Genomic DNA, 13,947 nt, shown 5'->3' on the forward strand with positions numbered 1-13,947 from the left:
GTCGACTTTGTCGGGGCGATTTCCCGGTCCGGGTTTTGGACGATTCATGCTATGCTGACGGGATGAAGTGGTCCGGTTGCCGGGGGGAGCGCCGGATCGAGCCTTTTTTCGGGCCGGGCGCCCCTTTTTCGGAGTGATGTTGTCGTTGAAAAAACTGATTATTTTTCTGCTTGTCTGGGTTATCGCCGTTGTCAGTGGGATCGTCGGGGTCAAAGTCTACAAACAGCATCAGATCAGCAAGTATGCCGTTGACGCTGTTCCCTATGTCAAGAAAGTCATTCCCGAGATTTCACAGTGGGATCCCGTTGCCATCCGCAGCCTGATGACCGAGCAGACCCTGCAGTCCCTCAGCCCGGAGAAGTTTTCCCGGATTATCGAAATTTTTTCCCAGATGGGAGAGCTGCAGTCGATGGAGGAGCCGGTTTTTGTCCAGACCGATTCCCTGCCGACAGCCGGAGGGGGAAACCAGATGCTGGTGAGATATACGGTGAAGGCCCGTTACCGGAAAGGCGATGCGATTCTGACCCTGAATCTCGTCGAGGAACAGGGTGGTTTCAGAGTCGCGTATTTCAATCTCAGTTCCGAGGTCCTGACGCAGCAATGAGTTCTGCCGACCACGTCGGGAGTTGATTCCTGTCGTTTTGAACTCATTGATTCAGGTTATTCAAACTGCCGGCGAAAAGCCGTAAAATCACTCCTCAATTCATCCAGTTCCCGGCGCAGGTCGGCAAGCTGCTGCTCAAGGTTGTCGATCCGTTGCCGGCTGTTGTGCGCCTGCAGGACCGCAGGGGCGTCGGTTGTCGGCTCGGGTTCGATGTCCGGCTTCCCCGCCAGCAGCTGCGTCAACCGTTGTTCTTTTCGTCCCGGTTGTCGCGGCAGACGCGTCAGCAAAGGAACCTCCCGATCAAGCAATTCGTTGATAACCGCTTCGATCTCTGCCAGTGTGGTGAACGGGTGCATGCGGCTCGCCCGCTGTCGCAGTTCGCCCGGCGTCTGGGCTCCGCGCAACAGCAGCTCTGTCAGAACGGCCAGTTCTGCCGGAACCAGGTTGAATTTTCCGTCCAGATTGTGGGCGTATTTGGCGACCCGGCCGCCGTCGCCTGAGAGCATCACCAGTCCGAGCGGGCGCAGGGTTTCGATCGCTTCGGCGACATCCTCTTCGTTCAACTGCATGAGGGGATCGCGGTTTGATTTCTGGTTGCAGGCATTGATCAGAGCGTTGAGGCTCAAGGGATAGTAGTCGGGAGTGGCGAGTTCTTTTTCGGCCAGGCAGCCGAGAACGCGGATTTCAATCGGATTCAGTTGCCGAAGCATGGTGGAGCCTCCTGTCAGTGGTTCGGTCGGAGTGTCGATTGTTCAGAATATTCAAAGTATGTTAGCGAAAAGAACAGAGGCTGGGGAAACTCTTTTTGCGGGGCCATGTTTTTTTGCTAATATCTGGAATCAGTGGTTCGCTGATTCCGGATATTGGCAGGGACCACGATGTCAGCTGGCCCCTGCCCGGAGTCTCCGGGTGTCATTCGACCTGTCGTGCCCGGTGCCGACGACAGGTTTTCGAAGCAGAGGGAATCCGTTGAGTTCGACTCCGCCGTCAGAGTCTGTTTCTCCCGACCTTCAGCAGCGGCTTCGGGAACTCGAAGAAAAAGAACGTCGTTATCATGCCCTGTTCAACGGTACCTTTCAACTCTCCGGAACGATAAGTTGTGACGGTATTCTCACCGACGCCAATTCCTCGGCCTTGAGGCTTGTCGGTGTCGAACTCGCCGACGTGGTCGGTCTTCCTTTCGTTGAAACCCCCTGGTGGTCCCATTCCCCGGCAGAACAACAACGACTGCGGGAAGGAATCCGGATTGCCTGCCAGGGGAAATTCGTTCGTTTTGAAACCAGTCATGTCGACCGTCAGGGTCAGCGTCATTACATCGATTTCTCCCTCAATCCGGTCTTCGATTCCAACGGGGAGGTCGGTTACCTGATTGCCGAAGGGCGGGATATCACCGCTCATGAGGAGGCCTCGCGGGAGCTGCTGCGGCTGAAGAATCTCTATGCCGTTCTGTCCCGTGTCAATCATGCCCTGCTGCACGCCCGTGATGAGGATACCCTGCTGCAGACGATCTGTGAAATCGCGGCCGGTCAGGAAGAGATTCCCCTGGCCTGGATCGGTTTCCGTCAGAACGGCTCAACCCGGATAGAACCTCTGGCCTGGGCGGGAGAGGCCCTGGCGGCCATCCATGATTTTTTTTTCGATATCGATTGTTCCGAGCCTGTCGCGGGCAACCTGACATCGATTGAAAACCGACCGCTGGTGATCGACAGCCTGCTCGAAGAACCGGGATTTCTTCCCTGGCGGGACATCCTGAAGCATTACCGACTCTTTTCCCTGGCGGCGTTCCCCTTGTCGCGGCGAGGCGACGAGATGGAAGGGATTCTGGTTGTCTATGCCGGGACGTCCGGCTATTTTCACGGGGGCACGCTCGGACTGTTCGAGGAGATGGCTCAGAATACCTCCTATGCCCTCGGGGTTTTTGCCCGGGAACAGGAGCGCAGGCGTGCTGAAGAGGCCCTGGCCCGTAGTGAAAGCCGCTACCGGGAACTGGTTGAAAACGCCAACAGCGTGATCCTGCGCCTCGACCCGCAGGGACGGGTCACCTTTTTCAATGAATTTGCCGAACGGTTGCTCGGCTTTGACCGCAAGGAGGTTCTCGGCCGCCCGGCCTGGGAAACCTTCGTCCCGGTGACAGATGATTCGGGACGAAACCTCAAACGCATGCTGGAACAGCTGCTGCTGCGTCCCGAGGACTACCGCTATAACGTCAATCAGAATCTCTGCCGTGACGGCAGCCGGGTCTGGATCGCCTGGACCAACAAGATCATCGAAGATGATACCGGACAGGTGCGGGAGATTCTCAGCATCGGTCACGATATCACCGCCGAACGACAACAGGCCGAATTGCTGGAGCGCAAGGCGAGCGAAGAGGAAATTCGCAACGCTTTGCTGCGGCTGGCGCTGGAGCCGATCTCCCAGCAGGAGTTTCTGCAGCAGTCATTGCGGCAGATTGTTCTCGCGCCCTGGCTCGGCCTGTTGCCCCAGGGGGGAATTTTTCTCTGTGCCGGTGACGGTCGGGAAATGTTTTTGGCCGCTGACTATCATTTCACGGTGGAACAACGCGATGTCTGCACCCGGGTCCGGTTCGGCGAATGTCTCTGCGGCAAGGTTGCCGCTGAACGCCGTGCCTATTTTGGCGAACAGCTTGGGGAACCCTTTGCCCGCCTGCTGAACAACCCGAAACAGGACCAGAATGTCCTGCCCCTGCTGGCCGGCGACGAACTGCTCGGAGTTCTGACGGTCTACCTGCCGACCGGTCGGCCGCGGGATGTGTTGTCGGAGGCCTTTCTCTCCGGCGCAGCCGATATCCTTGCCATCGGCATTTCCCGCCGCCAGACGGAGATGACCCTGCGCCAGCATGACGCCCTGATGCAGCGCCTGATCGACACGATTCCGATTCCCATCTATTACAAGGACACCGAGCTGATTTACCAGGGCTGCAATGATTACTTCGCCCGCGACATCCTTGCTCTGCCGAAATCGGCAATCGTCGGCAAGAACATGTACGACATCGCCCCGGAAGACCTGGCACGGGTCTATGAAGAGGCCGATCTGGAATTGCTGCGGTCCGGAGAGACCCAGGTCTACCACACCGAAGTCCGCTATGCCGACGGCTGTCGCCACGGAGTGATCATTCACAAAGCGGTCATCATGCGTGAAGATGGAACCCCCTACGGTATTGTCGGCGCGATTCTCGACATCACCGAGCACCAGAAACTGCAGGAACAGCTGCGTCATGCCCAGAAGGTCGAGGCCCTGGGGACCCTGACGGGTGGCATTGCTCATGATTTCAATAATATTCTTACCGCCATCATGGGGTATGCCAGCATTCTGCAGTTGAAGTTGGCCCGTGACAGCGAGATGGGCGTGATCGTCAACCAGATACTCGATACGACGGAGAAAGCCGCCAACCTGACCTATTCACTGTTGACCTACAGCCGCAAGCAGGTAGCCAAACCGAAAGCGGTCGATATCAACCAGGCGATTTGCGGCATCGAAACCATGCTCCGACGGGTGCTGCCCGAGACCATTGAGTTTGCCACGCGGCTCTGTGAAGAGAAGCTGATGGTTCTTGCCGATCAGCCGCAACTGGAGCAGGTGCTGGTCAATATGGCGACCAATGCCAGGGATGCCATGCCGTCCGGCGGGCGATTGGAAATTCGCAGTGAAGCTCTTGTCATCGATGAGTCTTTTGTCCGGCAGCAGGGCTTCGGCGCGCCCGGCAATTATGTACGACTGACGGTTTCAGATAACGGAGAGGGGATTCCGGAAGAGATCGTTGATCGGATCTTCGACCCCTTTTTCACCACCAAGCAGGTGGGTCGCGGGACCGGTCTCGGGCTCTCCATCAGCTACGGGATTATCAAGCAGCATCACGGGCATATCCGGGTTGAAAGCAAGCCGGGCAAAGGAACGGTCTTCAGTATTTACCTGCCGTTGACCGAGCATGTCGGGACGGCGGCGGAAGAGACGGTCCGGTTGCTGCCGGCCGGTGGTTCCGAGTTGATACTGGTGGTTGAAGATGACGATGCCGTGCGGCAGGTTTCCAGGGCGGTCCTGGAAGAGGTCGGCTACAAGGTTCTGGTTGCCGTGGATGGCCGGGAAGCTCTGGATCTTTACCGGCAGCGGGAACGTGAAATTGACCTGGTTTTGACCGATATCATCATGCCGCGGATGACGGGGCTGGAACTTTTCCAGGAAATCCGCAAAAATGATCCCGAAGTCAGAATCCTCTTTACCAGTGGTTATACGTTCGACGCACTGGAGGACCACGGGATTGAAGAAGGAGAGGTAGATATTATTTTCAAGCCGGTTGCGCCCCTTGAACTCCTCGGCGGTATCCGCAGGCTGCTTGACAGCAGCAAATCCGGATAGTGGATCGCGCTGCCCCGGATTCTTCAGCCGACTGTCAATTCCCGCGTTTAAGTCTCAGGGTGGAAAATTCTTGCAGCATCCTGTTTTCAACCAGTTCGCAGCCGAGTCGTTGATAGGCCTGGCGGACATCGAAGTTGTATTCCCAGAGGATTCCCGACAGCAGCAGGTGTCCTCCGGACCTGACACCTGCCACCAGTTGGTCGGCGAGATCGAGCAGCAGGTCGCCGTAGATATTGGCCACCACCAGGTCGAAAACTTCACCCTTGAGACTCGCAAGCGTGCCGGTCACGAGGCGGACCCGGGTCCGCAGGTCGTTGAGGGCACAGTTATGCTCACAGGTTCGTATCGCATCCGGACTGATGTCGACGCAGACCGCATCGTCGGCACCGAGTTTCAGCGCGCCGATGGCCAGGATGCCGGTTCCACTGCCGAGATCGAGCAGCCGACTGCCCTTGATTTCGGGCATCCGTTCCATCATTTCGAGGCAGCTGGCCGTGGTTTCGTGTTCACCCGACCCGAAGGCTCCCTTGTCGATGATCAGCTTGATACGCCGGTCCTCCGGGGCGGGAAGGCCGGGTTTGACAATGCGAAAAAGATTCCCGATTTCAAATTGATCACTAGTCATAGTTGATCCCTTTTCGAGTTTCTGGCCGGAGAGTGAAAACATCGGGCTCCCCGGGTTGAGCAAAAATATCCGGATGCCGGGTGTCCGCAGCCCCGCGCCATAAGGCGTATCGGAAGGTAGGTCGTTGATGCGGAGCAGGGACAACGCCGCAGATGGATGTTTTTCATCAGCCGGTTGCTACAGGCCGCAGGCGTGCAGGATGATCAGCATCAGGGTGTAGCTGAGCATTGACAGCAGGGTGGTGTGCATGACAATGGTGCCGGCCAGCTCCGCATCTCCCTTCAACTCTGCGGCCATGATGAAGTTGGCGGTGGCGGCCGGGGCTCCTGATAAGAGCAGGCCGACGGCCAGGTCAAGTCCGCGGATCCCCAGGGAAATCAGCACCAGGGCGGTGAGCGCCGGCATCAGCAGCAACTTGACCAGACCGGCCATGCTCGCCAGGCGGATGTCACCGCGCAGGCGCCGCAGGGAAAAGGATCCGCCGATGGCCATCAGCGCCAGGGGAAGGGTCATGCCGGTCGCGATGTGCAGGGTGCTGACGAACAGCCGCGGCAGGGGCAGTTCTGCCAGGCTCCAGAGAATACCGGCCGCGGAAGCGATAATCAACGGGTTGAGCAGGATCTGTTTCAGCCAGGATTTCAGGCTGAGTCCCCCGCCATTGTTGCGGTGCGGCAGGGTGAGGACGGTGATGGAGCCGAGGTTGTAAAGCGGGACCAGGAAGCCCATCAGGATTCCGGCCCGGGTCAGGCCGTTTTCACCATAAGCGTTGAGGACCATCGCCAGCCCCATGTAGGCGAGATTGCCGCGGCAGGCTCCCTGGCTGAATACACCACGGGCCGCCGCCGGCAGTCCGATGATGCCGCCGGCGAGGTAAGTGACGCAAAACAGCACCACCGCCACCACCATGCAGCCGAGGACCAGGATCGGATTGAAGTTGGCGAAAAAGTCAGCCGTACCGATTTTATAGAAGAGCAGCAGCGGCAGGCAGACGTAATAGACCAGCCGATTGACGGTGGCGAGGAACGGCGCATCGATGAGTTCGATGCGGCGCAGGAAGAAACCGAGGGCGATGACCAGGAAGACCGGCAGGACAATATTTATGATATCGATGAACAGTTGCATGAGGCGCTCCGCGGCGCAATATAACCCGGAGGCGGGTGGCAGGTCCACATCTTTTGCCGCCGAATTTTTGGCAAACGGGCCGAAAATACTTGCACTTTAGCGGTTCATCGGGAACAATCCGATCATGCGTGCCAATCATCTGCTGCGACTTTGCGTCTTGTTTGTTCTGGTTGGGGCGGTCACCGCCCTGCACTATACGACCAATACCAGTCTCGACGAGTTTCACGACATCTACCGTAGGCTCTATTACCTGCCGATCGTGCTGGGTGGAATCTGGTACGCGATTCGCGGCGGAGTCGCCACCTCGTTGCTGATTTCCATTCTGTACGCTCCCCACGTGATTTTCCAGTGGGGGCACCATCCGGCAACCAACCTGGAGCAGTACCTGGAAATCCTGCTCTATAATGCCATCGGCCTGCTGACCGGTGTTCTCAGTGCCCGTGAACAGGCCCAGTCGATGCGTTACCGCAAAACGGCTGAACGGCTTGAAGAAAGCTATTCCCGGTTGCGTGAGCAGGCCGATCAACTGCTGGAAGTTGAAGAACAGTTGCGTCGTGCCGACCGACTTTCGGCGTTGGGTGAACTCTCCGCCGGGCTGGCTCATGAAATCCGCAACCCCCTCGGATCGATTCGCGGCACGGCCGAAATTCTGCGTGATGGTATCCCGGCTGACAGTCCCCATCAGGAATTTGCCGCTATCCTGATCAAGGAAGTTGACCGCCTGAACCAGGTGGTGCAGGATTTCCTCGATTTTGCCCGTCCGGGTAAAATCGAGGCGGGCCGGGTTGATCTGAACCAGATGGTTGACGAGGTTCTCGCCCTGTCCGGGCGGATGCTGCAGAAAAGCCGAACCGAGCTGCAGGTGGACAAGGCGAGCATCCCCTGCTGCCGGGGGAATGCCGAACAGTTGAAGCAGGCGCTGCTCAACCTGGTCCTCAATGCGATGCAGGCGATGCCGGACGGCGGTATACTTCGGGTGACAACCGGGCAGAAGGGTAATCAGCTTTTTATTGCCGTCAGCGACAGTGGCCAGGGGATTTCCGCGGAAATGCAGAACCGGATTTTCGATCCTTTTTTCACCACCCGGCATGAGGGGACCGGTCTCGGCCTGGCAATTTCCGGTCGTATTGTCCGTGGTCATGGCGGCCGGATTGATGTCAACAGTGAACCGGGGCAGGGCGCGACCTTTACTCTTTCTCTGCCCTGTTCCGAATCGATGGAGTAGGCGATGTCACAGATCCTGGTTGTTGATGATGATGATTCCCTCCGGCGGGTCATTGAATTTCAGCTTTCCCAGGCCGGTTATCGGGTTGCCACCGCCGAGGACGGTCATCGCGGGTTGGAATTGTTTCGCAAGCTGCAGCCGACCCTGGTGATCAGCGATGTGCAGATGCCCGGCATTTCCGGCGACGATCTGCTGGCCGCGATCCGCGCCGAGGCCCCGGAAACCATGGTGATCATGGTGACTGCCTTCGGTACGGTGGAGAAGGCGGTGGAAGCGATGCGCGCCGGAGCGCATGACTATCTCACCAAACCTTTCTCCCGTGATGCCCTGTTGCTCTGTGTGGAACGGGCGCTTACCTTCCGCGGCCTGGAAAAGGACAACCGCCGGTTGCGCGAAGAGTTGCGCGGCCAGCATGCGCTGGACAGCCTGATCGGTGTTTCCGAGTCGATGCAGGAGGTCAAGCGGATGATTTCCCGGGTCGCCGCCAGTGAGGCGAGCGTCCTGCTGCTGGGCGAAAGCGGCACCGGCAAGGAACTGGTCGCCCGCGCCATCCATCAGGGGAGTGGTCGGGCTCATGAGCCTTTCATTCCGGTCAACTGCGCCGCCATTCCTTCTGAACTGCTGGAAAGTGAACTTTTCGGCCATCTGAAAGGGGCCTTTACCGGCGCGGTCAAGGATCGTCAGGGGAAATTCATCCAGGCCGACGGCGGGACCATCTTTCTGGATGAGGTTGGCGACCTGCCTCTTGATCTGCAGCCGAAGCTGTTGCGGGTGTTGCAGGAAATGGAAGTCGAACCGGTCGGCGGTGTGGCGCGCAAAATCGATGTGCGGGTGATCGCCGCCACCAACCTCGACCTGCAGACAGCTATTGCCGAAGGCCGTTTTCGGGAGGATCTCTATTACCGCCTGGCCGTGATTCCGATCCAGTTGCCCGCTCTGCGACGGAGGCCGGAAGATATCGCCCTGCTGGCAAGACACTTTGTCGCGCGCTATGCCGGCGGCCAGGAGGTTGATATCGATCCCGAAGTTCTCGATCGGTTCAGGGCGTACCGTTGGCCCGGCAATGTCAGGGAGCTTGAAAACAGCATCGAGCGGATGTTGGTCCTGCGGCGTGGGGAGAGTCTCGGAGTCGATGACCTCCCTCCCGCCATTCTCCGGCCTGACAGCCCTGTATCGGGAAACGTGCTGCAGTTGCCGGAGGAGGGCTATCCCCTCGAACAGCTGGAAAAGGAAGCGGTGATGCTGGCCCTTGAGCGATGCGGGGGAAACCAGTCGCGGGCGGCCCGTTTCCTCAGTATCCCCCGGCATGTCCTTTTGTACCGGATGGAGAAGTTCGGGATTAAATAAGATGTGAGATGGTGGTTGTCTCAAGGCCCGGTGCGGGCTGCGGACTGCGGACAATCAAGTTTTCCGGAGTTTTTTTTCATGTATCGGTTTTGTTTGCTGATGATTATCGTTCTGTCGGGGCTGTTGACCGTCCCGGTTTTCGCTTCGCAGGCCCAGCGTCGGACGCCGGTTGTGACGGCCGTTGAAAAGGCCGGACCGGCGGTGGTAAATATTCGTACCGAGCAGATTGTCGAGCGTCATCGCTCGCCGTTTTTCGGCTTTGGCGGTTCCCTGTTCGATGAGTTTTTCCGCGGGTTTGCCGCGCCGCGCAGTTATACCACCCAGGCGCTTGGTTCCGGAGTTCTGATCGATGGCAGCGGCCTGATCTTGACCAATGCTCATGTCATCAACCGGGCTTCGAGGATCTTTGTCGCCCTGCAGGGGAGGACCAAAGAGATCGAGGCCAAACTGGTCGGCAAGGATGAGCGTCTCGACCTGGCTCTGGTGCGGATTCCCCGGCAGGGGCGCAAGGCCTATCCTTTTCTGCCCCTCGGTACCTCGGATGATCTGATGGTCGGCGAGACGGTCATCGCCATCGGCAATCCTCTCGGTCTCGGCAGCTCCATCACCACCGGAGTCGTCAGCGGGCCGTTACGGGCCCTGACTCTGAGCGAGGACTTCATGGCGGTCTTCATCCAGACCGATGCGTTGATCAATCCCGGGAATTCCGGTGGGCCGTTGATCAATCTCGATGGCAAGCTCATCGGCATCAGTACCGCCATCGCCAAACAGGCCCAGGGGATAGGTTTTTCCATCCCCGTCGATATCATTCGCCGGGTACTGGAGGATTTGAAGAAATATGGTCGTGTGCGGCGCAGTTTTCTCGGCGTGATTCCCGGGCGGACCGGTGACCGGTTTGCCGCCGCTCGCGGTTACGGCGGGGTGCTGGTGACAGAAATTGTTCCCGGTTCCCCTGCCGACAAGGCAGGACTGGAATTGGCGGATGTGATTCTCTCTCTCGATAATGTCCCGGTTGAAACCCCGGGGGAACTGCTCAACATCCTCAGTTCGTATGCCCCCGGAAACCGTCTGGAGATGACTTATCTGCGAGGAACGAAAGAACACCGGCAGGAAATTGAACTGACCGCCTTCCCGACGGGCTACGCGTTGCAGTATGCCTCGCAGACCTTCGGTTTCACGGTGGAAGAGCGCAAGGGGCGGTTGCTGGTTGCCGATCTTGTCAATGACGGACCGGCGGACCGGGTTGGTATGCGGCATGGAGACCTGGTGGTCGAGGTCGCCGGAGAGAAAGTGAAAAATCTGGACGATTATGTGCGGGTGATGAAAGAACAGTTCGGGCGTCTGCCGGTGCAGTTTCTGGTCGTCCGCGGCAATCAGGGGTACTATATTGATCTGCCCTGACCTGACCGTCTGCCGCCTTGACTTTTGTTCGGGGCACGGCTAAAAAGGACCGGTTGTGTTCCTGTTGATTCGGAAAGGATTTTTCATGCCGCGCGTCTTGGTTTCTTTTTTTCTGTGTATGGTTCTGGGCCTGCCCGCGGGGGCTCTGGCTGGAAGCTCACGGCCGCAAAGCGCGCCGGGAGGTGCCGTCCTGGTCGGTCAGCAGGCGCCGGCGGTTGACCTTGAACGGGTCGGCGGCGGCCGTGTCCGCCTGGCTGACCTGCGCGGCAAGATTGTCCTGGTGAACTTCTGGGCGACCTGGTGTCCGCCCTGCAAGGCCGAGATGCCCTCCATGGAACGGCTCTATGCGCGGCTGCACAAGAAGGGACTGGAAATCCTCGCCATCAATGTCGAGGCAGACGGCAAGGAAATTCTGCCGAAGTTTCTGAAGAAGCACCCGCACACCTTTCCGGTGCTGATGGATACCGAAGGGGATGTGCAGAGCAGCTACGGTGTCTTCCGCTTTCCGGAAACCTTCGTGGTCGGCAAGGACGGCAAGGTGCTGGAGCATATTATCGGCGGACGTGACTGGTCCGACAAGCAGACGCTGGACAAATTTTCCAAGCTGATCGGGAACTGACCCATGACCTCCAGTGGCGACATTACGACCTGGATTGCCTTTTCGGCAGGGATTCTGTCCTTCTTTTCCCCCTGTGTGCTGCCGCTGATTCCGTCCTATATCACGTATATCACCGGACTCTCCTTCGGCCAGATCCAGGAGGCTCATCCCAGCGCCAAGGTGCGGATGACGATTCTGCTGCATTCGCTGGTCTTTATTCTCGGTTTCTCGGCTGTTTTCATCAGCCTCGGCGCCATTGCCGGACTGGCGTCCAGCGCCTTCCAGAGCCATTTGCGCGAAGGTCTTCTCTGGGTGCAGAAAATCGGCGGGGTGCTGATTTTTCTCTTCGGCATCCACCTGACCGGTCTGTTTCACTTCGGCATTCTGCTCGGAGAAAAACGGGTGCAGATCCAGCGCAAGCCGACAGGGTTTGTCGGCACCTTCCTGGTCGGCATCGCCTTCGCCGCCGGCTGGACGCCCTGTATCGGACCGATTCTCGGCGCCATTCTCGCCATGGCGGCAGGGACCACCGGTGGCACCGGACGGGGAGTTTTTCTGCTGACCATGTACTCCATGGGGCTCGGTGTTCCGTTCCTGATTTCCGGGCTGCTGTTTCACAGTTTTCTGTCTTTCTTCAACAAGTTCCGCAAGCATATTCGGCTGGTGGAGATTGGGACCGGTCTGCTGCTGATGGTGGTCGGGGTGATGCTTTTCTTTGATCTTTTCAGCATGTTGACGGGGTTTTTGTATCGCTATCTCCCCATGACCGGCTGATCGGCGCCCGCAAAGACGTCACCTGCTTCGTTCTGCTCGGCCTTCGTCGTTCGACGTAGCTTCCGCTACGCCTCGCTCCTCAGTCTGTCGCACGCCTCGCATCTGACGCCTTTGCGGGCGCCGATACGGGTTTGAGGCAGTCGTTAAGGACACCGATGGTTTGGCTGTAACCCGCTTTTATCATCATTTGAACCTGAATCTGAGTTCCTGTTGGATGGAGGGTGCAAGTGCTTGGTCTGGATGAGATTTCCAAAAATCTGAAGCGCACCCATAGGTTCGCTGGTGATTAGGTTGAAGACAAATGAGCCCGGCACCAATCTGGTGCCGGGCTCGTATTTTCCCCCCTGATTTAAAGATGGGTTGTCAATCGGCCGAAAAGCTATCGCCTGAGCCGGGGTTGAAATCGCTAACCATCACGGTTCCAGCTTCCGTGCCATCGGTTTTCCAGAGTTCATAACCGTGGGTTCCGTCATTTGCGGAGAAATAAACTTCATTGTTGAGAACCTCAAACTCAAAGGGGTAGGAACCCCCTGCCGGGTTGATGTCCTTGACCATCGCTGTTCCGGCTTCCGTGCCGTCGGTTTTCCACAGTTCAGTGCCGTTGGTTCCGTCATTGGCTGTAAACAGGACCAGGTTGTTCAGGAGGGTGAACTCCCTCGGGTAGGAAGAATTCGGGGCGCCGGAAGTCCCCACGCCGGGATAGATGTCCATGATCTGGGTGGTCCCGGCGGCGGTGCCGTCACTGATCCAGAGTTCTCTGCCATCATTGAGTTCGCCGCCAAAATACAGGATGCCGTTGTCGTCTGCGATGCTGTCGGTAAAAGTGGCCGCGGAGATTCTGCTGAGGAAGCCGCTCAAATCCAGCTTCCAGAAGGCCTGTCCACTGCCGTCATCTGCGGTAAAATAGAGGCCGTTGGCGGTTGTTCGGAAATTGCCCAGGTTGGCACTGGCACTACCGTTGTTGATGTCGGCGGTCATGACGGTGCCATCAGTGGTACCGTCACTCTGCCAGAGTTCATAGCCGTGGATGCCGTCGTCGGCCCGAAAATAGAGCAGCCCGTTGAAAACCTTCATATCAATCGGGTAGCCGTGCAAGGTGCCATTGGCAATATCTTTGACCATGTGAGTCCCGGTGTCCGTACCGTCTGTCACCCAAAGCTCATAACCGTGACTGTCGTCAGTGGCCCGGAAGTAAAGCAGATTGTTGTAAACAGTGAAATTTGCAGGGGAAGAGCCACCGATGGATTTGATGTCCTTAACCATCACTGTCCCGGCGGCGGTGCCGTCACTCTTCCAGAGTTCGGAGCCATCGGTATCGTTGCTGGCCCTGAAATAAAGTTCACCATTGTAGACAATCAACTCCCTTGGGTCCGAATTGCCGTACCCTGTCCAGATGTTCTTGACCATCTCAGTACCGGTCGCAGTTCCATCGGTTTTCCATATTTCATCGCCGTTGCTGCCGTCAATGGCATGAAAATAGATTTCGCCTTTATAGCTGATGAAATCTCTTGGCATTGAATTGGGCGCTCCGGGATTGAGATCACTGACCATCATGGTTCCGGAGGCCGTACCGTCGGTTTTGACCAGTTCGTAGCCGTCGCTGCCATTGGTCAAGCTGAGGAACATGACATCTCGTGATGTTGTTGTTGTCGTGTCACTGTCTCCACAGCCCTGCAGGGTCAGCGAGAGCAGTACCGCAAGCAACATTGGCATCATCTGAAAGAACTTTTTCATGGGGACCTCCTGGCTGGAAATGAATTAAAAAAATATGGCTCGTCAGCAGAATCTGTGGAGATAATCAGGTTCCGGCAACTTGCCAAGCTCGTGATATAGGGCGATTTGCAGGCATTTGAGGGTTCGAAACCCGTAGGCTTTTC

General features: G+C 57.6%; 11 protein-coding genes. 7 read left to right on the forward strand and 4 right to left on the reverse strand.

Annotated features, from left to right (window positions below; translation table 11 throughout):
• Window positions 1-145 precede the first annotated feature (145 nt).
• Window positions 146-604: a hypothetical protein gene (locus C2E25_RS11505; RefSeq protein WP_146032958.1), complete on the forward strand. Its 459-nt coding sequence runs from the start codon at window positions 146-148 to the stop codon at window positions 602-604.
• Between the two features lie 56 nt (window positions 605-660).
• Here C2E25_RS11505 and C2E25_RS11510 read toward each other — a convergent pair whose 3' ends face one another.
• Window positions 661-1,314: a YceH family protein gene (locus C2E25_RS11510; protein WP_103115878.1), complete on the reverse strand. Its 654-nt coding sequence runs from the start codon at window positions 1,312-1,314 to the stop codon at window positions 661-663.
• A 259-nt stretch (window positions 1,315-1,573) separates the two neighbouring features.
• Between C2E25_RS11510 and C2E25_RS11515 the strand changes: the two genes are divergently transcribed.
• Window positions 1,574-4,978: a PAS domain S-box protein gene (locus C2E25_RS11515; RefSeq protein ID WP_158247231.1), complete on the forward strand. Its 3,405-nt coding sequence runs from the start codon at window positions 1,574-1,576 to the stop codon at window positions 4,976-4,978.
• A 34-nt stretch (window positions 4,979-5,012) separates the two neighbouring features.
• Here C2E25_RS11515 and C2E25_RS11520 read toward each other — a convergent pair whose 3' ends face one another.
• On the reverse strand, window positions 5,013-5,603 hold the full coding sequence (locus C2E25_RS11520) for a 50S ribosomal protein L11 methyltransferase (RefSeq protein ID WP_103115891.1): 591 nt from the start codon (window positions 5,601-5,603) through the stop codon (window positions 5,013-5,015).
• Between the two features lie 177 nt (window positions 5,604-5,780).
• Window positions 5,781-6,725, reverse strand: coding sequence for an AEC family transporter (locus tag C2E25_RS11525; protein WP_103115880.1), 945 nt, complete (start codon window positions 6,723-6,725; stop codon window positions 5,781-5,783).
• A gap of 124 nt (window positions 6,726-6,849) precedes the next feature.
• Here C2E25_RS11525 and C2E25_RS11530 point away from each other — a divergent pair, with 124 nt between their 5' ends.
• The 5 genes from C2E25_RS11530 to C2E25_RS11550 all read left to right on the forward strand — a co-directional run bounded on the left by C2E25_RS11530 (window position 6,850) and on the right by C2E25_RS11550 (window position 12,070).
• Window positions 6,850-7,950: a two-component system sensor histidine kinase NtrB gene (locus tag C2E25_RS11530; RefSeq protein WP_103115881.1), complete on the forward strand. Its 1,101-nt coding sequence runs from the start codon at window positions 6,850-6,852 to the stop codon at window positions 7,948-7,950.
• A gap of 3 nt (window positions 7,951-7,953) precedes the next feature.
• Window positions 7,954-9,297, forward strand: a complete 1,344-nt coding sequence (locus C2E25_RS11535; protein WP_103115882.1) for a sigma-54-dependent transcriptional regulator — start codon at window positions 7,954-7,956, stop codon at window positions 9,295-9,297.
• Between the two features lie 78 nt (window positions 9,298-9,375).
• Window positions 9,376-10,698 carry a trypsin-like peptidase domain-containing protein gene (locus C2E25_RS11540; RefSeq protein WP_103115883.1) on the forward strand — a complete coding sequence of 441 codons (1,323 nt, stop codon included), beginning with the start codon at window positions 9,376-9,378 and terminating at the stop codon, window positions 10,696-10,698.
• A gap of 85 nt (window positions 10,699-10,783) precedes the next feature.
• Window positions 10,784-11,317 (forward strand): TlpA disulfide reductase family protein, encoded by a 534-nt coding sequence (locus C2E25_RS11545; protein ID WP_103115884.1) that lies wholly within the window; start codon window positions 10,784-10,786, stop codon window positions 11,315-11,317.
• 3 nt (window positions 11,318-11,320) lie between these two features.
• On the forward strand, window positions 11,321-12,070 hold the full coding sequence (locus C2E25_RS11550) for a cytochrome c biogenesis CcdA family protein (protein ID WP_103115885.1): 750 nt from the start codon (window positions 11,321-11,323) through the stop codon (window positions 12,068-12,070).
• Between the two features lie 363 nt (window positions 12,071-12,433).
• On the opposite strand, the gene C2E25_RS11555 is transcribed toward C2E25_RS11550, so the two are convergent.
• Window positions 12,434-13,804 (reverse strand): ELWxxDGT repeat protein, encoded by a 1,371-nt coding sequence (locus tag C2E25_RS11555; protein WP_103115886.1) that lies wholly within the window; start codon window positions 13,802-13,804, stop codon window positions 12,434-12,436.
• Window positions 13,805-13,947: the final 143 nt, after the last annotated feature.

The sequence above is a fragment of the Geothermobacter hydrogeniphilus genome (assembly GCF_002898515.1).
Lineage (GTDB): Bacteria > Desulfobacterota > Desulfuromonadia > Desulfuromonadales > Geothermobacteraceae > Geothermobacter_A.